The sequence below is a fragment of the Acinetobacter lwoffii genome, assembly GCF_024129685.1.
GTDB classification, from domain to species: domain Bacteria; phylum Pseudomonadota; class Gammaproteobacteria; order Pseudomonadales; family Moraxellaceae; genus Acinetobacter; species Acinetobacter lwoffii_X.
This window is the reverse complement of the sequence record NZ_JAMXXL010000040.1, coordinates 1-19,643: the sequence shown is the minus strand read 5'-3', so window position 1 is coordinate 19,643 and position 19,643 is coordinate 1. Positions and strand designations below refer to the sequence as shown.

Sequence of the window (19,643 nt, the reverse complement as noted above, 5' to 3'; positions counted from 1 at the left end):
CGAGGCATAGCGAATAGTAAAATTGGGTTTGGCGATTTGATTTTACTACTTCGCTATTTTTTTAAGCTAAAAGTGTCAACACACCCTACTTGTTTAATACCCCGAGGAATAATTTAATCTTGCTGTGCGTTAGTCACTTTTCTTTCAAAAGTCGATTATATCTTTCAACGTAACCGTCGTGATATTCAAGCCCTTTTGATAGGAATTTGCAGTGAAAGAATAGGCGAAACTTGTCTTAAATAATGGTAATTCCTTATCTTTAAAATAGAGAACGCCCGATGAAATTCATTAGGCGTCTACTTTAAATAAGTGTCAGCTTATTTTATAACTAGATGTACTTGTCAATCACGATTCTTTTTCTCAATTGCCTTAAAAAAACAATCTTGCTATTTTTGACTTTTCACACCATTTTGTTCAATTTGTACTGCGGCTTGCCAGCTAGGTAGTTGGCTTAAACCTGCTACATAACGCTGGATATGGGGATAATTTTCACCTTGTCCCATATGATAAACTAAAGCATGTAGTCCAAAGCCCATCATAAAGTCAGCACCGGTTAAACGGTCTGCGACTAGAAATTCTTTATCTTTTAAATATTCATTTAAATAGCTAAATACTTTATCGAACTCAACTTGAGTATAATTTTCTAGAAATACCAACTTCGTACCCTGCTTGGTTTCTATCGCATTAAACGTTTTTAACAAAAATGGCAGCATGGCAGAGCTTTCTGAGAAATGAATCCACTGTAGATAATCGACATAGGTAGATTCATCCATATCTGGTGCTAAATGCGGCGCAAGTTTCTGAATTAATAACTCAACGATTGCGCCTGACTCTGCAATAACTTTGCCATCCCATTCTAATACTGGAGATTTCCCTAAAGGGTGAATGGTTTTTAAAGAGTCAGGGGCCAAATGCGTGCTTGAGTCACGATAATAGCGTTTCAGCTCATAGGGCTGCTTGATTTCTTCAAGTAACCACAAAATACGAAAAGAACGTGATTGATCTAAATGATGTAGTGTGATCATGATAATTCCTATTTTTTTAAATTTTTACAACCACTTTGCCAAAGTTTTCGCCTTTCAACATACCATTGAAAGCATTGATCGTGTTATCTAAACCTTGCACCATATGCTCTTTATATTTGATTTTTCCGTCTTTCAACCATTCAGACATTTGCTGATAGAATTCCGGATACTGACTGCCATAATCATCAAAAATAATAAAGCCTTGCATGCGAATACGCTTTTTTAAAAGGGTGGAAATAAAGCCCGGTAAACGGTCTGGCCCTTGTGCTTGCTCGGTAGCGTTATACTGGGAAACCACACCACACACCGGTACACGTGCCGCAGAGTTAAGCAATGGCCATACCGCATCAAACACTTTACCCCCGACATTCTCATAATAAATATCAATACCGTTGGGAGCTGCTTGTTGTAATTGTTCTGCAAAATTTTCATCATGATGATTGATACAAGCATCGAAGCCGAGTTCTTCTACTGCATAACGGCATTTTTCAGGCCCACCTGCGACGCCAACCACGCGACAACCTTTAAGTTTGCCAATTTGTCCAACCGTAGCACCAACAGGTCCCGTTGCAGCTGCAACGACTAATGTTTCACCGGCTTTAGGCTGACCAATGTCCAACAACCCCATATAAGCAGTAAATCCTGGCATTCCCAAAATACCCAATGCCCAAGATGGATGTTCAGGTTGCATACCTAAGCTTTGACAGGCAGACCCATTAGAAATTGCGTAGCCCTGCCAGCCATTTCCGGAAAGAACCCACTCGCCTTCTTTGAATTTTGGGTTTTTAGAGGCCACCACTTGACTGACTGTTCCACCGACCATCACTTCGCCAATTTCAACCGGTGCTGCATATGAAGGAGCATCGCTCATGCGACCACGCATATAAGGATCGAGTGACAAGTAAATGGTTTTTAACAATATCTCGCCTTGTTTAAGTTCATTGAGCTCAACTTGTTCAATACGAAAATCGCTGTGTTTTGGCTCACCCACTGGCCGTTTAGCTAAAACGATGCGTTGATTAATAACTGTTTTCACACATATAACTCCATGTTTTATTTAAAAGTATTTTTCTTCACAATCAAAAACTGTGATTAAAATTTCTTTACATCCATTGTAGATGAGTTATAATAAAAAACAATACGACTGGTCTATTTTTTACAATAGAGTAAATAATTAATATGAAGCCTACTCCTATTAAAAAGTCTGAAGCGAAGCGCTTACACATTCTTAACACCAGTTCAGACCTGATTTTGCATAAAGGTTTTACTGGCGTAGGATTACAGGAAATTTTACAGAGCTGTGAAATCCCTAAAGGCTCGTTTTATCATTATTTCCAATCTAAGGAAGCTTTCGGATGTGAATTGGTACAGCATTATGTAGACAATTACCAAGTCCGTTTAAATGATGTATGGCGTTGTGATAAATCCCCTTATCAAAAGCTGATTGAGTATTTTAATTTATGGATAGAAGATCCTGAAACACAGTGTGGTTGGGCGGATAGCTGTTTAATTGTGAAACTTGCCGCAGAAGTTGCCGATCTATCTGAAGATATGCGCTCGATTATGTCCGCTGGCGTTGATGATGTAATCCAACGTATTGCTGGTTTAATTGATTTGGGAAAACAGGATCAGTCTATCCAAGCAGATACCGAGGCCTCTACTTTGGCACAAGTACTTTACCAAATGTGGTTAGGTGCAGCATTACTGAGTAAGTTGCAAAAAGATAAAACACCATTACATCAAGCTCTGAGAGCAACTAAATTTCTATTAAAAAGTGAAGATTCATAAAAATTAAATATCAACTACATAATTAATAATTCATGATAGCAGTCCAATGATTACCTATTATTGTGTTGCTATTAGATCAATTTACAATCCATGAGTATAGCGCACAATGAATTCTCCTTCTAAAGGCCTCATGACTCGTATTTTAGTTGGTTATTTAGGCTTATATCCCACACTATTACTGGTACTCACTTTATTAAAGCCAATTACTGAGCATCAAAGTTTCCCGATGATGGTGTTGATTGAAGTCATAGTATTAGTGCCAGTAACGCAACTAATTTCTTTCCCACTGGCAGGTTGGCTCATTACACAGCTAAAAAATTTTAAGAATTTGTTTTAAGAAGAAGTTATGCTGGCAACAGCAATCCTAAGTTCTTATTTTGCCAACCACAAAGGTTGGCAAAATAACTCACTTAGTCGAGATTAATCTGCGTAAGCTGGATAATCAATATAGCCTTTTTCCGTCCCACCATACATAGTACTTGCATCTACTGCATTCAATGGCCAACCATTGGCGATGCGATCGGGTAAATCTGGATTCGCAATAAATGGGCGTCCAAATGCAATTAAATCGGCCAGCCCTGCTTCTAAAATTCGAGTCCCTCTTTCTGCCGTATATCGACCTGCATAAATAATCCGACCACTGAAAGTGTCTCTGACATCTTTACGAAAATCATGAGGAAGTTCTGGTGCATTATCCCAATCAGCTTCTGCAATAGATAAATAGGCAATCCCAACTTCTTCAAGTATCTTTATGGCCTCAATATAGGTCACATGTGGATCATCTTCAACTAACCCCATGTAAACACGATCTTCCTCTGTACTTTCAAATAGCGGGGCAAAACGCACTCCTAAGCGATCTGCACCAACCACCTCAGCAACTGCCTCTACTACTTCACGTAAAAAACGCAAACGATTGTTTAATGATCCACCATATTCATCTTCACGGTGGTTACTATGTGCAGAGATAAATTGATTTACCAAATAACCATTTGCACAATGAATTTCAACCCCATCAAAACCAGCAGCCAAGGCATTGCGTGCAGCTTGAGCATAGAGTTGCACTAATTCTTTAACTTCTGCATTGCTTAAAGCACGTGGCATTGAAGGATCAGCCAAGGCACCTGCATTGGGCCCGGTCTCAATAAAGACTTTAACATTACTATCAGCCTTAATAGCCGAAGGCGCGACCGGTGATGCATGATCGGGTTGCAAAGATGTATGTGAAACACGCCCAACATGCCAAAGTTGTGCAAAAATAATGCCTCCTTTAGCATGCACTGCTTCCGTCACTTTACGCCATCCAGCAATCTGTTCAGGGCTGTAAATACCGGGAGTCCAAGCATAGCCTTGACCACGTGGCTCGATTTGCGTACCTTCGGTGACCATAAATCCTGCCCCGGCACGCTGTTGATAATAGGTTGCCATCAGTTCATTTGGAATATTCCCTGGCTGAGTACTACGCGACCGCGTTAATGGTGGCAATACAATACGGTTTTGCAAAGCATAAGAGCCTAAGCTTAAATTTTGAAAAAGTTTACTGTCTTTCATTTCACTGTGTATCCAAGTCATCATGACTTAATTGATCTACATTAAATACCCATCCTTCCTGTATATAGAAAAATAAAGGAAGGAAAGCTATTCACTCAGGCCCCTCACCATTAAGTGAGGGTTATTTTGCTTATTGAGCCAGTTGCTCAGAGTTAGAAGTTTATTCACTACTAAGCACCACAACAGGCACTAGCTACTCTTTATTTCAACAATTGAAGTAATGCTGAGGCAGTTGCAGCAGAAGATGCTGGATTTTGTCCAGTAACCAGCAAGCCATCTACTTGAACATATACTTGCCAATCATCTACTTTAGAATAATGACCACCGTTTTCTTTAAGCATGTCTTCAACTAAAAATGGTACGATTTCAGTCAAACCTACAGCGGCCTCCTCAGTATTGGTGAAACCAGTCACTAATTTACCGCTAACTAAAGGCGCTCCATTACTCGCTTTCACATGACGAAGAACACCTGGGGCATGACACACTGCTGCAACAGGTTTGCCAGACTGAATCGCCTGTTCTATCAGAGAAATTGAAATCGGATCTTCTGCTAAATCCCACAATGGGCCATGCCCGCCTGGATAAAACACTGCATCATAATCAGCTACAGAAATTTCGCTAAGTTTATGCGTCTGTGCCAATGCTTGCATTGCAGTTGGATCAGCTTCAAAACGATGAGTGGTGTCAGTTTGTGCATCTGCTAAATTACTTTTCGGATCTAGTGGTGGCTGCCCACCTTGAGGCGACGCCAGCGTAACTTCAGCACCAGAGTCAATAAAGGTGTAATACGGTGCAGCAAGTTCTTCTAGCCAGAAACCTGTTTTCTTACCAGTATTGCCAAGTTGATCATGTGAGGTTAAAACGAGTAAAATTTTCATGTTATTTCTTCGATAATTTTCAGAATTGAGGAGCATTGTTGCATGATCACTTGCCGTGTGGCGTGACCACGACAGATACGCTTATTTAGATGCTCATCTCGAGAATTTGGCGACTGATCTCTAATGAAACAGTTTTATGTTCGCCTAGCTGTGTCAGATTGTGTGATTTAAGTTGCGTAATGATGATCTCAATATCTGTCTCCCCCAGTCCATAATCGCTAAGACGAGTCGGCAATCCAAGTTGCTCAAAGAAGGCTCGAGTACGAGCAATAGCAGTATCAATACGTTGTTCTTCATCACCTTCGACAATCTGCCAGACACGAGCTGCATACTGTAGTAATTTTTCTCGTTTCTCTTGACGACGCACTTGTAGATTGGCGGGCAACACAATGGCCAAGGTACGAGCATGATCAATACCATATAAAGCCGTGAGCTCATGTCCTATCAAATGGGTTGACCAATCTTGTGGTACACCAGCTCCAATTAGCCCATTCAGTGCCATGCTAGCAGCCCACATTAAATTTGCACGCGTGTCATAATCTGCTGAATCTTCCAAGATTTTCGGTCCAATCTCAATCAAAGTTTGCAATAGACCTTCGGCAAAACGATCTTGTACGTGTGCATTCACAGGGTAAGTTAAGTACTGTTCCATGACATGAATAAATGCATCGACCACGCCATTAGCCAACTGGCGCGTCGGCAAGCTAAAAGTTTTATTCGGATCGAGTACGGAAAATTGCGGAAAAACATAGGGACTGCTAAATGACAATTTGGCTTGGGTCGATTTTCTGGTTACTACCCCACCGCTATTCATTTCTGAACTAGTTGCCGGAAGGGTGAGTACACTCGCAAAAGGCAAAGCTTGGGTAATTTTATTACCATGGGTTTCTAAAATCTCCCATGCATCCCCTGTATAATTGACTGCTGCTGCAATAAATTTAGTACCGTCAATTATCGATCCACCACCCACAGCCATCAAGAAATCAATCTTTTGTTCACGAATCAGCTCTACAGCTTTCATAAGTGTTTCATAACTCGGATTCGGCTCAATTCCGCCAAATTCATGAATTTCTCTTGCACCTAATGCTTCACGCACTTCAGCTAAAGTACCATTCTTACGTGCACTTTCACCACCAAACAACATTAATACTTTTGCTTCTGTAGGCACATAGTCATTGATTTTAGCTATTGTATCGCCACCAAAAATAATGCGGGTCGGATTATAAAAGTTAAAATTCAGCATATTTTTATCCTAGGATGATCAGCTAATTGATTTGAAAAACCACCGTTATTCATCAAATAAACTTTAAAAAATTGGACAACACTGCGGCTTTTGACTGCACCATGTGCTAACTATACATAAAAATAGACCAGTCGTCTATTTTTATAAAAAAATTATTTCATCTTGTGACTTGAGTGATGGTTAAACACATTCAGGCTTGTTCTATACCACTTTTATTATTGATGTATTTTCACGAGCGATTGTTGGATGGAAAGTATAAACATGTATGACTATTGACATGGTCGTGAACGCATTGGCTAAAACAGTGAATGGCTCATACAAAATAGCAATGATTGAATATTTTAAAAGCAGATTGGCAGGGTTTAGCAGATGTACAAATGCGACAGTAAATTAGATAGATTGGTTCAATATAAAGCATGTAAATAGTTGCATTCGTATATTTACCCTGCCCTGTTTTGGATATTGACCCATTTAAATGATGGGATTAAGCCAATAAATAAAGTAGCCCAACTTGAATAAAAAGCCTCTGACAAACCTCAAAGCGTTAAAGTGCTGCCTTTCATTCAAAATTTCAGGCAGCACCCTCATACATTTAAGCGTCGGTTTAAGCTGGTAGTTTACTCGCCAAAACATCTACTTTTTCAATAGACGGTGGCTCTGAAAATAGCTCTTCGGCCTGAGCCATCAACGCAGCTGCAACCTTGCCAGATAAATGCGCTTGGCGACCCGCCTCATCAGGAAATGCATCAAAAATACCAAATGTTGTAGGTCCAAGACGTAAGCCAAACCACGCAACTGTCGCAGGTTCTTCCATTACAATAGGTAAACCGGCTTTAAGGAAAGCTTCCACTTCGTCTTCTTTACCCGGTTTAGCTTCAAGACGGACATATAAAGCTGTTTTAAGCATGACTAAAACTCCACAATTGATTAAAATTCAAACTGATTCTGTCATTGCTAATGTATGCATGTCAGAAAGTTTTGTTGTATAAAAGTTAAAAAACATCCCATAGCTGAGCCAAAATTTAGGTTTTTATTTCGACATAATGCTATGAATTTATTCAAGTTAATATCAATAACATTTGAATCAAAAAATTAAGATATGAGATGATTAAATTCAATCTTAGTTATATAAGGATCAATTGACTCTACCTTAGATTTATAACCTGACCTCTTCATCTGGAAATTATATTGCTCAAGAAGCACTCAAGAACAACATTGTACATCCTCATATCTATGAAAGTTATTTAGCTAGGAATTTGCTGTGGAACTCTATATGTTTCTCTATAAAGCTCGCAATGAAGTAATAGCTATGGTCATACCCTTCTCTTAGGTTAAGTGTAAGAGGATATTCTTGTTCCAAACAAATATCACTAAGAAGCTTAGGCCTTAACTGTTCTTCAAGAAAATCATCAGCTGTTCCCTGATCGACTAAAATAGGTAAATGAACTTCAGCGTTTTTGATTAATTCAATCGCATCATAGTTTTTCCATAAAGTTTCGGTTTCACCTAGGTAGTGTGTGAAAGCCTTTTCCTCCCAAGGTACTTGGCTAGGCGCAACAATTGGTGCAAAAGCAGAAATACTTTTTATACAGCTCAGGATTTTTTAACCCAATTACTAATGCACCATGACCACCCATGCTATGACCCATAATACTTTGGACTTGATTGGTCGGAAAATTCAGGTCAATCAGATTTCTGAGCTCTTCCACAATATAATCATACATTTTGAAATGCTGTGACCAGGGTGCTTGTGTTGCATTCACATAGAATCCTGCGCCTTGGCCTAAATCATAATCTGCATGATCTGGTACATCCTCTCCACGTGGGCTGGTATCTGGTGCAACAATTATGACTTTATGTTCAGCCGCATACTTTTGTGCTCCGGCTTTAGTAATAAAGTTCTGTTCGTTGCAAGTCAGTCCTGATAACCAATATAAAACTGGCAACCGCTCATCTTTGTCATGAGGTGGCAGATATATTGAGAATTTCATTGAACAGTTTAATGCTATTGACTGATGGCGATACACTTCTTGCGATCCACCAAAAGAAGCATGTTTCTCAATTATTTCCATAATCAATTACCTATGTTGAGCAAGACTTCATGAGAAATCGAGCAAACAAAGAGTTTGACATTCTCCACAGAGAATACTGATAAAGAATTAAAATGTAGGCAGGTTTATTGAACCTATACATGATGGATACATAGATAGATCTGTTTTACAGATGATGTGCCGTTTTAGAGGATTCCATGCATGTCAATCATGATTCACATGCATGGAAAAGTATAAGGTCTGACGGAATTATTCGTAATGAATTACAGTACGAATTGACTTACCTTCATGCATTAGATCAAAGGCTTCATTGATCTGATCCAAGCCCATGGTGTGTGTCACAAATGGTTCTAATTGAATTTTACCTTTCATGGCATCTTCAACCATTCCTGGAAGTTGCGTACGACCTTTTACCCCACCAAAGGCAGAACCTAACCATCTACGACCAGTAACCAGTTGGAATGGACGGGTAGAGATTTCTTGACCTGCGCCAGCTACACCAATAATTACGGATTGTCCCCAGCCACGGTGTGCACTTTCAAGGGCTGCACGCATCACATTCACGTTACCAATACACTCAAATGAATGATCTACACCCCAGCCAGTCATTTCGACAATGACTTGCTGGATTGGTTTATCGTAATCTTTAGGGTTCAAGAAGTCCGTTGCACCAAACTCTTTTGCCAGCGCAAATTTATCTGGATTCATGTCAACCACAATAATACGCCCTGCTTTAGCTTGACGTGCGGCTTGTACGACTGCCAAACCAATACCACCTAAACCAAAGACCGCAACACTATCACCTTCTTGTACTTTAGCCGTGTTGTGTACTGCACCGATACCCGTTGTGACACCACAACCTAGTAAGCAGACATGTTCGTGATTGGCTTCAGGATTGATTTTAGCCAATGATACTTCTGCCACTACCGTGTATTCACTGAACGTTGAGCAGCCCATATAGTGGTAAATCGGTTGACCATTGTAGGAAAAACGAGTGGTGCCATCTGGCATTACGCCTCTACCTTGAGTTTCGCGAACGGAAATACACAAGTTCGATTTTCCAGATTTACAGAATACGCACTCGCCACATTCAGCGGTGTAAAGTGGAATTACATGATCACCTGGTTTGACGCTAGTCACGCCTTCACCCACCTCAACGACAACACCAGCACCTTCATGCCCGAGAATAGCCGGAAAAACACCTTCAGGATCATCGCCAGACAAAGTAAATGCGTCTGTATGACACACACCGGTATGGGAGATCTTGATTAATACTTCACCTTTCTTCGGTGGTGCAACATCGACCTCAACAATTTGAAGAGGTTGACCAGGACCAAACGCAACGGCAGCACGTGACTTCATGCAATAATTCCTTATACAGATCTATTTTAAATATGATTTTAGAATCTTGGCGATTTCAGCCAATTCTTCTTTTCGTTGTTGTTCTGTGGTTTCACCTGATACTAATGTGTCCTTTAAATGAACCTCCAACATTTCATTCATTAAACCATTAATAGCACCACGCACAGAGCATATTTGTTGCAGAATTGCACCACATTCCACATTGTCTTCTAACGCTTTTTCAATCGCTTGCGTCTGACCTTTGATCTTTCTGACGCGTAGAAGAATCTTTTTTTTGTCGTCAACCTGATTAGGCATCAGACCTCCTTATTTGCTAGCATTTATACTATAGTACCCCATAGTATAAAAAAAGCAATATTTTTTATAAATCGAAAATCAAAAAGCTCTTTAGCGAAAATTTTCTATCCCTGTTTTTAGTTTTTTTTAAATTAACATCATAGAGCTTATGCGAAAGTCACAAAAAAAATGGGACTTTTAGCTCCCATTTTTATTTTGGCTCATGTTCTTTGTAATGCTGGGACCTTTTAGAATTATGTTTCCAACTTTTAGCCACTTTGTAGATATTTTGAATATTTCAAGCCTTGAAAATACTACCAACAGTTTAGGTTAAACCGCCTTTACAGACTGTACTAAAATATTTTTAGTGAGCGGATGATATTTATTATTCATTATTTAGGAATTATTAAATCCTATAAATATCATTTATTGGATTAATTAACTTTGGTACTGTGCACATCATCCCCCAGTTAAAAATAAGGAACAATTATGAATAAGATGATGAATGCTCTTATCTTAGAAAATTTTGGTGATCATGAATTTAAACGTGTAGAACTCCCTATACCTCACCCTGAGGCTGGGCAAGTTCTGGTACGTATTCATGCTAGTGGTGTAAACCCTATTGATTATAAAATTCGTCTTGGTGAAGCACCATATGCTATGCCAGAGCTTCCTGCCGTGTTGGGAACAGATATGGCTGGGGTTGTAACTGCTGTTGGTGAAGGTGTCACCCACTTCAACGTCGGAGATGAAGTTTACGGTCTGATAGGTGGCGTTCGTGGTCTTCAAGGATCTTTAGCAGAATATGTTGTAGCAGATGCTGATCTGATCGCATTAAAGCCACGCAATATCTCTATGCGCGAGGCAGCAGTACTACCATTGACGTTCCTCACCGCTTGGGAAGGTTTAGTGGATAATGCGAAGGTCCAACCAAGGCAAACTGTACTGGTTCAGGGTGGTGCTGGTGGCGTTGGTTATATGGTGGTTCAGCTTGCAAAAGCACTTGATGCAAATGTTTGGGCGACTGGTCGTACAGCTGATCAACCACTGATTTCAGAACTCGGTGCAACACCTCTCGATTACACAACAGCATCTTCCGATGACATTATTGCTGCAAGCCCTGAGGGTCAAGGTTTTAACATTGTTTACGACACTGTGGGTGGTCCAGTACTCGAAGCTTCACTTTCCATGACAACTCACTATGGCCACATTACCAGCTGTGCTGCATTTGGTAATCATAATTTAGCGAGTTCATCTCTACGGTGTGCCACAGTGTCTGGCGTATTCGTCCTAATGCCGATGTTAACAGGCAATCGCCGTGCTCATCATGGTGATATCCTTAAGATCGCGACTCGTCTTGTTGAGGAAGGTAAACTGCGTCCTCTTGTTGATCCTCGTCATTTTACTCTAGACCAAGCGATTGAGGCTCATGATGCTGTTCAAGATCGCTCTGCCAATATTAAGGTCGTGATTGATGTCATTTAACGCACTTCAGGCCAAGACTTGGCGCTTCAATAGTATTGGAGATACAGATGTTCTGACATTAGAAACACTTCCTGTTGCTTTACCAGCAGCAGGAGAAGTTCTAATCCAGATGAAAACGATCGGACTCAACCGGGCTGATGTAATGTTTCGGCGTGGTACTTATATTCAAAAAGCAGTATTCCCTTCTCGTCTGGGATATGAGGGAGCAGGCATAGTTCTGGCAATAGGTGAAGGTGTACGCCAATTTTCTCCAGGAGATGCAGTATCGATTCTTCCGACTGACAATCTAGCCAAATATGGGACATATGCGGACAAGCTTCTGATTCCAGAAACTTTTTTAGTTCACAAACCCGATAGTTTAAGCTGGGAAGAAGCTTCTTCAATCTGGATGCAGTATTTGACGGCTTGGGGTGGTGTAATCCATGCTGGTGGACTTTCGAAAGGAAAAACGATCTTGATCACAGCAGCTTCAAGTAGCGTAGGACTAGCTGCGATACAGATAGCTGAAGCAGCGGGTGCTAAGGTCATTGCAAGTACACAGACGGTAGAGAAAAAGCAACGTTTACTGGATCTCGGTGTTAAAAATGTTATAGCCAGTGAAGATGAACCAGATTTGTATGAGGCGCTTGTTTCACGTTTGGGTGGAGAAAATCTTGATGTCGCCTTCGATGCTGTAGGAGGGCCACATATTGAACAGATTGCAAAAGCGATGTCTATAGGAGGAACTATGGTTATGCATGGTGCACTTAGCCCGGAGATCACACCATTTCCCCTTAAAGTTGCATTACGCAAGAGCTTAACCATGCGAGGTTTTTTGTTCCTTGAGGTCCTCCATGATCCTGTTCTAAGAGAGCAAGCCAGACGATTTATTCTTAGCAGTATAGGTGCAGGATATCTTCGTCCAGTGATCGACTGTTGCTTTAACTTTGAGGACATGCATGACGCTCAGCGCTATCTTGAATCAAATCAGCAAATAGGAAAAATTGTAGTTACTCTAAATACATGATGGTCTTATCTGAATTCTACTTTCTAGAAAAAAGGTTAGTTCCATCTGATTCAGGTTTCTATATGGCCCAACACTTCCGCTAAGTAATCAAACAATGCTCGGATTCGCAAAGGTGTCGGGCCCCGCTGTGGACGATATAAATACAGGCGCCAAACGGGAGAGGTTTCCTCATGAAGTATCTGAATGAGCTTACCACTCCTAAGCCACGGCAAAACTAGAAATCCAGGCATGTGTCCGAATCCAACTCCAGCGAGAATAGCTTGAAATTCAGCTTCTAGATCATCTGTAATAAAACGGGGCTTTGATGGCGTAAAGCTTCGACTTTCGGTGAATGTCCATGGCCAGTAACGCCCTGTTTTATGATCGACTAGTGCTGTTAGAGGGTATTTATCAAGGTCAATAATTTTTTTAGGCATTCCAACCTTATCAATTAACTCTGGCGTACCCACAGAATAAAAGTTCACTTTCGCCAATTCCCTTGCCACATATCGATTGTCCGGCAAAAATCCAAATCTGATCCCGATATCTATCCGCTCATCAATCACATCCGAGTGTGAATCTGTTAGCACACAATCCACGACAATATCTGGATAACGTGTGGCAAATTCTGCTAGTGCGGGTACTACCAATTTTCGCCCTAACACAGACGACACAGTAAGACGGACAGTCCCACGCATTTCATCTCGTTTTTCCTTGGTGTCTTTTACAAACAAAGCATCGATCGATCCCACCGCAAAACGTGCTTGCTTTGCCAGACGCTCACCATCAGCGGTAATTTTAATTTGTCGAGTACTCCTGTAGAACAGAATCTCTCCGCGCTGCTCTTCTAGCTCTTTTATTGCCCGTGTCACTAGCTGCGGGGAAATACCCAGCTGAGTTGCTGCCTCTTTAAAATTTCGAGACTCTGCTGCGACATAAAAGATACGCATCATTTCCAATTTGTTCTGCATGTCCAATCCTGTGTTATGGTAATTATTCCGTAAATAGGAATTCTGAAAGATAATATTATTCATTTATTATACCTATCAAGGCTGTAATACTTAATCCATCAAATATGATTGACAGATAGGTTGAAGGGCACTTGTATGAATAATATAGAAAATAAAGTTATTGTTATCACTGGTGCAAGTAGTGGTTTAGGTGAAGCTACTGCTCGCTTACTTGCTAAAAAAGGTGCAAAGGTTGTACTTGGTGCTAGACGTACTGAAAAATTAGAGGCTATTGTTCACGACATTCGTGCTGAAGGTGGTCAAGCTGAATTTATTGTTATGGATATAACCAAACCACATGAAGTACAAGCACTTATTGAAAAGGCATTAAGCGCATTTGGTCAAATCGATGTATTGGTAAACAATGCTGGATTAATGTCTATTGCACCATTAAGTGAGCTAAAAGTTGATGAATGGGATCGTATGATCGACATTAATATCAAAGGTGTTCTTTATGGTATAGCAGCTACCCTACCTGTTTTCCAAAAACAAAACTTTGGACACTTTATTAATCTCGCATCTGTTGCAGGGATAAAAGTATTTAGTCCAGGAGGTACTGTTTATAGCGGTACTAAGTTTGCTGTAAGAGCCATCTCTGAAGGACTTCGTCATGAAGTTGGGGGAACAATTAGAACGACTACTATTGAGCCTGGTGCAATTGAGTCAGAACTAAAATTCGGTTCTTCTCATAAAGAAAGTTCAGAGTTTGTTACTGATTTCTACAAACAAGCCATACCAGCTGACTCAGTCGCTCGAGCAATTGCTTATGCAATTGAACAGCCTGCGGATGTAGATATTAATGAAATTGTTTTACGCCCAACGAGCCAAGAGTTTTAATTATTGAATAACAAAAAATGGGAGCACCTCGCTCCCATTTTTACTATATTTTTAAAGTTAAGGACAAATCTATGAAAGCCGTATCGTATGTTATCAATAACCATGATGATTTTAAAAATTCATTGGTAGATATTGAAAAAGCGAAGCCTACGCTTAAGGAGCGTGATGTACTGGTAAAAGTTCAGGCAATCTCTGTGAATCCAGTTGATACCAAAGTGAGAAAAAATTCGTCTGAAGCAAATAATCGTATTTTAGGTTGGGATGCCGTTGGGGAAATTATTGAAGTTGGCTCAAAAGTTACCTCGTTTAAAGTAGGAGATTCTGTTTGGTATGCTGGCGATTTAACCCGAGATGGTAGTAATGCTGAGTTTCAAGCAGTCGATGAACGAATTATCAGTCTTAAACCAATTACAGTATCTAATGCAGAAGCAGCAGCATTGCCATTAACTGCAATAACGGCATGGGAAATGCTGTTTGATCGGTTTCAAATTTCAGAAACAGAAGTTGGCAGTATTTTAATTATTGGTGGTGCAGGTGGTGTAGGATCAATCGCTATCCAACTCCTAAAAGCAAAAACAAATCTGACCGTTATAGCAACAGCTTCACGTGAAGAAACGAAATCTTGGGTGGAATCACTTGGTGCCGACCATGTCATTGATCATAGCAAAGATTTAAATGCACAAATCGAGACACTAGGCATTGCAAAACCAAAATACGTATTCTCTACAAATCATACAGAAACATATATCAAGCAAATAGTTTCTCTGATTGTACCACAAGGCAAGCTTGGATTGATCGATGATCCACAAACATTTGATATTATGCCGTTTAAGGCTAAATCTATTTCTATCCATTGGGAGTTGATGTTTACTCGTTCAATGTATGAAACCGATGATATTGAAAAGCAAGGTGAACTGTTGCAACAGGTTGCCCAATTAGTTGACCAGCAAAAAATTAGAAGTACGCTCAACCAAAATCTAGGCAATATTAACGCTGCAAACTTGGAGAAGGCGCATAAGTTGCTTGAATCAGGTAAATCAAAAGGCAAAATTGTACTAGAAAACTTCTAAAACAAATTAAAGGTGAAATAATGACTATTTCAGTAATTGCGAACTTTAAGGCAAAATCAGATCAAAAAGAAACGTTAGAAGCGCTTTTAAAAAGTGTAATAGAGCCTACGCTTCAAGAAGAAGGATGCTTGAAATATGAGCTTTATATTAGCGAAAATGACTCAAGTAGATATTTCTTCTTAGAAGAATGGCGTAGCAGGGAGGATTTAGATATCCATATAGCGTCTGATTATATTCAAAGTTTATTTGGTAATATCCAATCGCTAATTGAATCAAGTGATATTGTAGAAATCAAAAAAATATAGCTGTATTCGGACGTTATGATGAAGTATTCTTCAAATTAACATAGGGACTTAGAAAGCTAACAAAAAATGGGAGCTATAAGCTCCTATTTTTTAAGATTTTTTAATTTTTTAGTAGTAACCTAGGCTTCAACAAATTATGCCCCTGAGGGGAGCCACCAATACCCTGCATTTTGACAACAATGTCATCGTTTAGAGGCAGCAAATTTACGAGCATCAGTCGGTACGACCGGTGATTCATACGATAATGCTTTGGCTGAAACGGTGAATGGCTTATACAAAACAGAGGTTATTGAATATTTAAAAGCAGATTGGTAAAGTTTAACAGATGTACAACTTGCGACACTAAACTGGGTAATCGAGAATAAGCGAATTCCTATTCCTGAACACGTAGAGCCTGAACCGGAAAAAAGAGGCTTTTGGAGCCGATTCTTTAAGCCGTATGGCTGATTTGATTGTTCACTTGGGCTTATTAAAGCCGTGAAACATTGCTCACTTACTAAGCGTGAAACATGGAAAAACATAAAAAAAGCCCACCTTGGGGAAGATGGGCTATAAACTAGGAACTACAGGATTGATTTATAAGCGGAATCATAACGCATTTCGTATAAGGTGTATTATGTATTTTAGAAAACCTAATTAAATGTTTCTAGGTAGTTCATTAATTCAGTTTTTGCTTGCTTCTGTGCTCTTTCAAATGCTGTTTCCTTGTATTTATTTTTATGTTTCATATCTATTCCATATTCAGCTAAGAACTGTAAGATGATATGCAAGCTTACTTACAAGCATGTATTGAAGAATCTAATGGCGATGCCGCATTCATTGCAAAGGCTTTAGGTAACATTGCAAAAGCTAAAGGAATGGCTCAATTATCACGAGATACAGGCTTAGGCCGAGAAAGTCTTTACAAAGCACTTTCTGGTGATGTTAACCCTAGTTTTGATACTGTGATTAAAGTTGTAAAAGCACTGAATTTACGCTTAGCAATTTAAAAAAGTTATTTAAAAATGGAGTTTTAAGCTCCATTTTTTAATTTCGTATAAGGTGTATGATGTTAATTTTAGGAAATCTAAATACTCTTCTGATTCACACGTTTTGAAAGCTCTTCTGCACTTTCTACACGTTCAGAGTAACGATCAGTTAAATATGCTGATTGTCCCCTGGTTAAAAGTGTAAATTTATAAAGCTCTTCCATTACATCTACAATCCTACGGTAATAAGAAGAAGGTTTCATACGACCATCTTCCTCAAACTCAAGAAATGCTTTAGGAACTGATGACTGGTTTGGTATTGTGATCATACGCATCCAACGCCCTAAAATACGTAATTGATTTACAGCATTAAAGGATTGCGAACCTCCACACACTTGCATTACAGCTAAGGTTTTACCTTGCGTTGCACGTATTGCGCCTGCTGCTAATGGAATCCAGTCAATTTGAGCTTTTAAAATCGAACTCATTGAACCATGACGTTCAGGAGAGCACCAAACCATGCCTTCTGACCATGCTAAAAGCTCATGCAGTTCTTTTACCTTGGGATGCTGCATATCACCATCCTCAGGAAGAGGTAACCCTTTAGGATGGAAAATTTTAACTTCTGCACCGAAGTACTCCAGGATTCGGCCTGCTTCCTGAACTGCTAAACGGCTATATGATCTCTCACGATTTGAGCCGTATAGAAGTAATATTTTGGGTGGATGATCCAGGTTTTTTGCCTGAATTTTTTCTAAAGTCGGTTTTTCTAAAAGACTAAGATCAATATTTGGTAAGTTCATTAGATTCATACTTCTTTAAACACTTTTTTTCTAAGCCATAGCGAAACTGTCACTAAGGCAATCAATACAGGTACTTCAACCAATGGGCCAATCACGGTGGTGAAGGCGACAGGAGAAGCTAATCCAAAAGTGGCAATCGCTACAGCCAGTGCTAATTCAAAATTGTTGCCTGCCGCAGTAAAGGAAATAGCAGTCGTTTTAGGGTAATCGTTACCCATCCACTTACTCATAAAGAAGCTGATGAAGAACATTGCAACAAAATAGATCGTCAAAGGAATAGCGATTCTAAGCACGTCTAGAGGAAGGCTAATCACTTCACCACCTTTAAGACTGAACATTGCTACAATCGTGAATAAAAGCGCAATAAGGCTGATTGGGCTAATCTTTGGAATAAACTTAGTTTGATACCAATCCAAACCTTTCTGTTTGACTAAAATCAGCCGGGTTAAAAAACCAAGTAAGAATGGAATACCTAGATAAACCAGAACAGCATGGTTAATGGTCCAAAAGCTTACATCAATGATTTGTGCTTCTACCCCAAAGAATGGCGGTAAGAAGGTCAAGAACAACCAAGCATAAGTACTAAAGAACAAGATCTGGAAGATACTGTTAAACGCAACCAAGGCAGCAACATATTGATTATCCCCACATGCCAAACCATTCCAGACGAGGACCATCGCAATACATCGAGCTAAGCCTATGAGAATTAGGCCAGTCATATATTCAGGATAGGCGTGCAGAAAAATAATGGCCAAGCCAAACATTAAGCAAGGTGCAATGACCCAGTTCTGAATAAGAGATAATGTAAGGGTACGCTTATCCTCAAAGACTTTAGGCAAGGTTGCATAGTCAACTTTGGCAAGTGGTGGATACATCATCAAAATAAGCCCTATTGCGATAGGGATATTCACTGAATTAATGCTTAATTGATCTAATACAACAGATGTTTGAGGGAAAAATACGCCAATACCTACGCCTAATGCCATGGCAATGAAAATCCATAGAGTTAGGTTTCGATCTAAGAATGAGAGCTTTGATGCGGACATTGAATTACTCGCATTGCATAGAGATAGATAAGTTGCTCGTAGATTTATTTAATATTTCAGCATTCAAAACACTGAACACTGCATTTACCCATTCTGGTAAATCAGGATTTAATCGGTAATACACCCATTGTCCCTTGCGCTCATCTAGCAAAATTGAAAGGTTACGGAGTAAAGCCAAGTGACGAGAAATTTTAGGTTGGCTCAGTTGTAATATTTCTGTGATTTCACAAACACATACATTTTGTCTTTCTAAAATAATTTTTAAAATATCTAGACGTGTCGGGTCAGATAGGCATTTAAAGAAATCTGCTTGATCCATAATCTATACTCTAATATATGCTATTGCGAATATACGCATATCCATATATAAATACAATATTATGAAGTCCTGAGTAAGTCCAATGTCATCAAAAGTTAAGATCTATCATAATCCAGCGTGCGGAACATCAAGAAATACACTGGCGCTAATTCGAAATACCGGAGAAGAACCTGAAGTTATTGAGTATCTTCTCAACCCTCCAAGTAAAAGTGAACTCATTAATTTAATTGAGAAATCAGGTCTTTCTGTACGTGAAGCTATTCGCAAAAACGTGGAACCTTTTGAAACGCTCAAGTTGGATCAGCAACACTGGACAGATGAGCAGCTTATTCAGTTTATGCTGGAGTATCCAATTTTAATTAACCGTCCATTTGTTGTGACTGAACTGGGGGTAAAACTATGTAGACCATCTGAACTCGTTTTAGATATTTTGTCTGCGCCTCAATTAGGAGCTTTTACCAAAGAAGATGGTGAAATAATCATCGATGAAAATGGTAAGCGGATTAAATAAATCCGCCTCATTTAACATAATGGTTGATATATGAACTAGATATGTTAGAACCCATTTAAAGTGTCTATATTCTCACCAATAAAAATGTCTGGTTTATGATGGTTTTTATCACCATGGACTGGATATAAAATAT

Annotated in this window: 21 protein-coding genes and 4 pseudogenes; 12 read left to right on the top strand and 13 right to left on the bottom strand. The window is 39.6% G+C overall.

The genetic code is table 11. The annotated features are described in order from the left end of the window. Window positions 1-386 precede the first annotated feature (386 nt). The gene (locus NI464_RS14300) at window positions 387-1,025 is read right to left on the bottom strand and encodes a glutathione S-transferase family protein (RefSeq protein WP_004961461.1); all 639 of its coding nucleotides are present in this window, start codon (window positions 1,023-1,025) and stop codon (window positions 387-389) included. Between the two features lie 16 nt (window positions 1,026-1,041). Continuing rightward, window positions 1,042-2,061, bottom strand: coding sequence for an NADP-dependent oxidoreductase (locus NI464_RS14295; protein WP_004733175.1), 1,020 nt, complete (start codon window positions 2,059-2,061; stop codon window positions 1,042-1,044). A 143-nt stretch (window positions 2,062-2,204) separates the two neighbouring features. On the opposite strand from NI464_RS14295, the gene NI464_RS14290 reads away from it, so the two are divergent. Further along, window positions 2,205-2,813, top strand: a complete 609-nt coding sequence (locus NI464_RS14290) for a TetR/AcrR family transcriptional regulator (RefSeq protein WP_004733176.1) — start codon at window positions 2,205-2,207, stop codon at window positions 2,811-2,813. Window positions 2,814-2,919: 106 nt separating this feature from the next. Then, complete coding sequence (locus tag NI464_RS14285; protein ID WP_005400049.1) at window positions 2,920-3,150, top strand: hypothetical protein; 231 nt, start codon at window positions 2,920-2,922, stop codon at window positions 3,148-3,150. Window positions 3,151-3,233: 83 nt separating this feature from the next. Here the strand turns inward: NI464_RS14285 and NI464_RS14280 are convergent, their stop codons facing one another. The 3 genes from NI464_RS14280 to NI464_RS14270 all read right to left on the bottom strand — a co-directional run bounded on the left by NI464_RS14280 (window position 3,234) and on the right by NI464_RS14270 (window position 6,482). After that, window positions 3,234-4,361 (bottom strand): alkene reductase, encoded by a 1,128-nt coding sequence (locus tag NI464_RS14280; RefSeq protein ID WP_253139207.1) that lies wholly within the window; start codon window positions 4,359-4,361, stop codon window positions 3,234-3,236. Window positions 4,362-4,561: 200 nt separating this feature from the next. Then, window positions 4,562-5,239 (bottom strand): type 1 glutamine amidotransferase domain-containing protein, encoded by a 678-nt coding sequence (locus NI464_RS14275; protein ID WP_253139205.1) that lies wholly within the window; start codon window positions 5,237-5,239, stop codon window positions 4,562-4,564. Window positions 5,240-5,324: 85 nt separating this feature from the next. Next, complete coding sequence (locus tag NI464_RS14270) at window positions 5,325-6,482, bottom strand: iron-containing alcohol dehydrogenase (protein ID WP_253139202.1); 1,158 nt, start codon at window positions 6,480-6,482, stop codon at window positions 5,325-5,327. A 184-nt stretch (window positions 6,483-6,666) separates the two neighbouring features. Here NI464_RS14270 and NI464_RS14265 point away from each other — a divergent pair. Then, window positions 6,667-7,001 (top strand): annotated as a pseudogene (locus tag NI464_RS14265) (IS3 family transposase); the annotation flags it as partial. 85 nt (window positions 7,002-7,086) lie between these two features. Here the strand turns inward: NI464_RS14265 and NI464_RS14260 are convergent. From NI464_RS14260 to NI464_RS14245, 4 genes and pseudogenes are all read right to left on the bottom strand, one after another. Further along, the gene (locus NI464_RS14260) at window positions 7,087-7,389 is read right to left on the bottom strand and encodes a putative quinol monooxygenase (RefSeq protein ID WP_000920558.1); all 303 of its coding nucleotides are present in this window, start codon (window positions 7,387-7,389) and stop codon (window positions 7,087-7,089) included. 333 nt (window positions 7,390-7,722) lie between these two features. Beyond that, window positions 7,723-8,554 (bottom strand): annotated as a pseudogene (gene fghA, locus NI464_RS14255) (S-formylglutathione hydrolase). A gap of 228 nt (window positions 8,555-8,782) precedes the next feature. Further along, entirely contained in the window at window positions 8,783-9,895 is a 1,113-nt protein-coding gene (locus NI464_RS14250) for an S-(hydroxymethyl)glutathione dehydrogenase/class III alcohol dehydrogenase (protein WP_005105874.1), read from the bottom strand. A 21-nt stretch (window positions 9,896-9,916) separates the two neighbouring features. Continuing rightward, on the bottom strand, window positions 9,917-10,192 hold the full coding sequence (locus NI464_RS14245; protein WP_005105873.1) for a metal/formaldehyde-sensitive transcriptional repressor: 276 nt from the start codon (window positions 10,190-10,192) through the stop codon (window positions 9,917-9,919). A gap of 468 nt (window positions 10,193-10,660) precedes the next feature. Between NI464_RS14245 and NI464_RS14240 the strand changes: the two genes are divergently transcribed. Both NI464_RS14240 and NI464_RS14235 read left to right on the top strand, forming a co-directional pair. Further along, window positions 10,661-11,656 (top strand): zinc-dependent alcohol dehydrogenase family protein, encoded by a 996-nt coding sequence (locus tag NI464_RS14240; protein WP_253139199.1) that lies wholly within the window; start codon window positions 10,661-10,663, stop codon window positions 11,654-11,656. Continuing rightward, entirely contained in the window at window positions 11,646-12,662 is a 1,017-nt protein-coding gene (locus tag NI464_RS14235; RefSeq protein WP_253139196.1) for a zinc-dependent alcohol dehydrogenase family protein, read from the top strand. Before NI464_RS14240 ends, NI464_RS14235 begins: the two co-directional genes overlap by 11 nt. Before the next feature lie 50 nt (window positions 12,663-12,712). Here NI464_RS14235 and NI464_RS14230 read toward each other — a convergent pair whose 3' ends face one another. After that, window positions 12,713-13,612 carry a LysR family transcriptional regulator gene (locus NI464_RS14230; protein ID WP_253139193.1) on the bottom strand — a complete coding sequence of 300 codons (900 nt, stop codon included), beginning with the start codon at window positions 13,610-13,612 and terminating at the stop codon, window positions 12,713-12,715. Between the two features lie 135 nt (window positions 13,613-13,747). Here NI464_RS14230 and NI464_RS14225 point away from each other — a divergent pair, with 135 nt between their 5' ends. From NI464_RS14225 to NI464_RS14200, 6 genes and pseudogenes are all read left to right on the top strand, one after another. Further along, complete coding sequence (locus NI464_RS14225; protein ID WP_086044988.1) at window positions 13,748-14,488, top strand: SDR family oxidoreductase; 741 nt, start codon at window positions 13,748-13,750, stop codon at window positions 14,486-14,488. Between the two features lie 71 nt (window positions 14,489-14,559). Further along, a complete protein-coding gene (locus NI464_RS14220) occupies window positions 14,560-15,558 on the top strand; it encodes a zinc-binding alcohol dehydrogenase family protein (RefSeq protein ID WP_086044987.1) in 999 nt (332 codons plus the stop codon). A 20-nt stretch (window positions 15,559-15,578) separates the two neighbouring features. After that, on the top strand, window positions 15,579-15,863 hold the full coding sequence (locus NI464_RS14215) for a putative quinol monooxygenase (RefSeq protein WP_004647742.1): 285 nt from the start codon (window positions 15,579-15,581) through the stop codon (window positions 15,861-15,863). Window positions 15,864-16,046: 183 nt separating this feature from the next. Beyond that, window positions 16,047-16,175, top strand: a pseudogene (locus tag NI464_RS14210) (IS3 family transposase); the annotation flags it as partial. A 39-nt stretch (window positions 16,176-16,214) separates the two neighbouring features. Then, window positions 16,215-16,310 (top strand): annotated as a pseudogene (locus NI464_RS14205) (plasmid replication DNA-binding protein); the annotation flags it as partial. A gap of 317 nt (window positions 16,311-16,627) precedes the next feature. Further along, on the top strand, window positions 16,628-16,852 hold the full coding sequence (locus tag NI464_RS14200) for an addiction module antidote protein (protein WP_004647743.1): 225 nt from the start codon (window positions 16,628-16,630) through the stop codon (window positions 16,850-16,852). A 77-nt stretch (window positions 16,853-16,929) separates the two neighbouring features. On the opposite strand, the gene arsH is transcribed toward NI464_RS14200, so the two are convergent. Genes arsH through NI464_RS14185 form a run of 3 tightly spaced genes read right to left on the bottom strand, consistent with a single transcriptional unit; the run spans window position 16,930 to window position 18,999 of the window. Next, complete coding sequence (arsH, locus tag NI464_RS14195) at window positions 16,930-17,634, bottom strand: arsenical resistance protein ArsH (RefSeq protein WP_026055795.1); 705 nt, start codon at window positions 17,632-17,634, stop codon at window positions 16,930-16,932. 5 nt (window positions 17,635-17,639) lie between these two features. After that, complete coding sequence (gene arsB / locus NI464_RS14190; RefSeq protein ID WP_253139190.1) at window positions 17,640-18,680, bottom strand: ACR3 family arsenite efflux transporter; 1,041 nt, start codon at window positions 18,678-18,680, stop codon at window positions 17,640-17,642. 4 nt (window positions 18,681-18,684) lie between these two features. Continuing rightward, entirely contained in the window at window positions 18,685-18,999 is a 315-nt protein-coding gene (locus NI464_RS14185) for an ArsR/SmtB family transcription factor (protein ID WP_004647747.1), read from the bottom strand. Window positions 19,000-19,081: 82 nt separating this feature from the next. On the opposite strand from NI464_RS14185, the gene arsC reads away from it, so the two are divergent. Continuing rightward, a complete protein-coding gene (arsC, locus tag NI464_RS14180; protein WP_004647748.1) occupies window positions 19,082-19,510 on the top strand; it encodes an arsenate reductase (glutaredoxin) in 429 nt (142 codons plus the stop codon). Window positions 19,511-19,643: the final 133 nt, after the last annotated feature.

Excerpts from the sequence above, each read along its gene's own strand:
- arsC (WP_004647748.1), top strand. The coding sequence starts at position 19,082 with ATGTCATCAAAAGTTAAGATCTATCATAATCCAGCGTGCGGAACATCA.
- arsH (WP_026055795.1), bottom strand. The coding sequence starts at position 17,634 with ATGAACTTACCAAATATTGATCTTAGTCTTTTAGAAAAACCGACTTTA.
- NI464_RS14275 (WP_253139205.1), bottom strand. The coding sequence starts at position 5,239 with ATGAAAATTTTACTCGTTTTAACCTCACATGATCAACTTGGCAATACT.
- arsB (WP_253139190.1), bottom strand. The coding sequence starts at position 18,680 with ATGTCCGCATCAAAGCTCTCATTCTTAGATCGAAACCTAACTCTATGG.
- NI464_RS14230 (WP_253139193.1), bottom strand. The coding sequence starts at position 13,612 with ATGCAGAACAAATTGGAAATGATGCGTATCTTTTATGTCGCAGCAGAG.
- NI464_RS14260 (WP_000920558.1), bottom strand. The coding sequence starts at position 7,389 with ATGCTTAAAACAGCTTTATATGTCCGTCTTGAAGCTAAACCGGGTAAA.
- NI464_RS14240 (WP_253139199.1), top strand. The coding sequence starts at position 10,661 with ATGAATAAGATGATGAATGCTCTTATCTTAGAAAATTTTGGTGATCAT.
- NI464_RS14215 (WP_004647742.1), top strand. The coding sequence starts at position 15,579 with ATGACTATTTCAGTAATTGCGAACTTTAAGGCAAAATCAGATCAAAAA.
- NI464_RS14185 (WP_004647747.1), bottom strand. The coding sequence starts at position 18,999 with ATGGATCAAGCAGATTTCTTTAAATGCCTATCTGACCCGACACGTCTA.
- NI464_RS14220 (WP_086044987.1), top strand. The coding sequence starts at position 14,560 with ATGAAAGCCGTATCGTATGTTATCAATAACCATGATGATTTTAAAAAT.
- NI464_RS14250 (WP_005105874.1), bottom strand. The coding sequence starts at position 9,895 with ATGAAGTCACGTGCTGCCGTTGCGTTTGGTCCTGGTCAACCTCTTCAA.
- NI464_RS14270 (WP_253139202.1), bottom strand. The coding sequence starts at position 6,482 with ATGCTGAATTTTAACTTTTATAATCCGACCCGCATTATTTTTGGTGGC.
- NI464_RS14225 (WP_086044988.1), top strand. The coding sequence starts at position 13,748 with ATGAATAATATAGAAAATAAAGTTATTGTTATCACTGGTGCAAGTAGT.
- NI464_RS14290 (WP_004733176.1), top strand. The coding sequence starts at position 2,205 with ATGAAGCCTACTCCTATTAAAAAGTCTGAAGCGAAGCGCTTACACATT.
- NI464_RS14200 (WP_004647743.1), top strand. The coding sequence starts at position 16,628 with ATGCAAGCTTACTTACAAGCATGTATTGAAGAATCTAATGGCGATGCC.
- NI464_RS14235 (WP_253139196.1), top strand. The coding sequence starts at position 11,646 with ATGTCATTTAACGCACTTCAGGCCAAGACTTGGCGCTTCAATAGTATT.
- NI464_RS14245 (WP_005105873.1), bottom strand. The coding sequence starts at position 10,192 with ATGCCTAATCAGGTTGACGACAAAAAAAAGATTCTTCTACGCGTCAGA.
- NI464_RS14300 (WP_004961461.1), bottom strand. The coding sequence starts at position 1,025 with ATGATCACACTACATCATTTAGATCAATCACGTTCTTTTCGTATTTTG.
- NI464_RS14285 (WP_005400049.1), top strand. The coding sequence starts at position 2,920 with ATGAATTCTCCTTCTAAAGGCCTCATGACTCGTATTTTAGTTGGTTAT.
- NI464_RS14280 (WP_253139207.1), bottom strand. The coding sequence starts at position 4,361 with ATGAAAGACAGTAAACTTTTTCAAAATTTAAGCTTAGGCTCTTATGCT.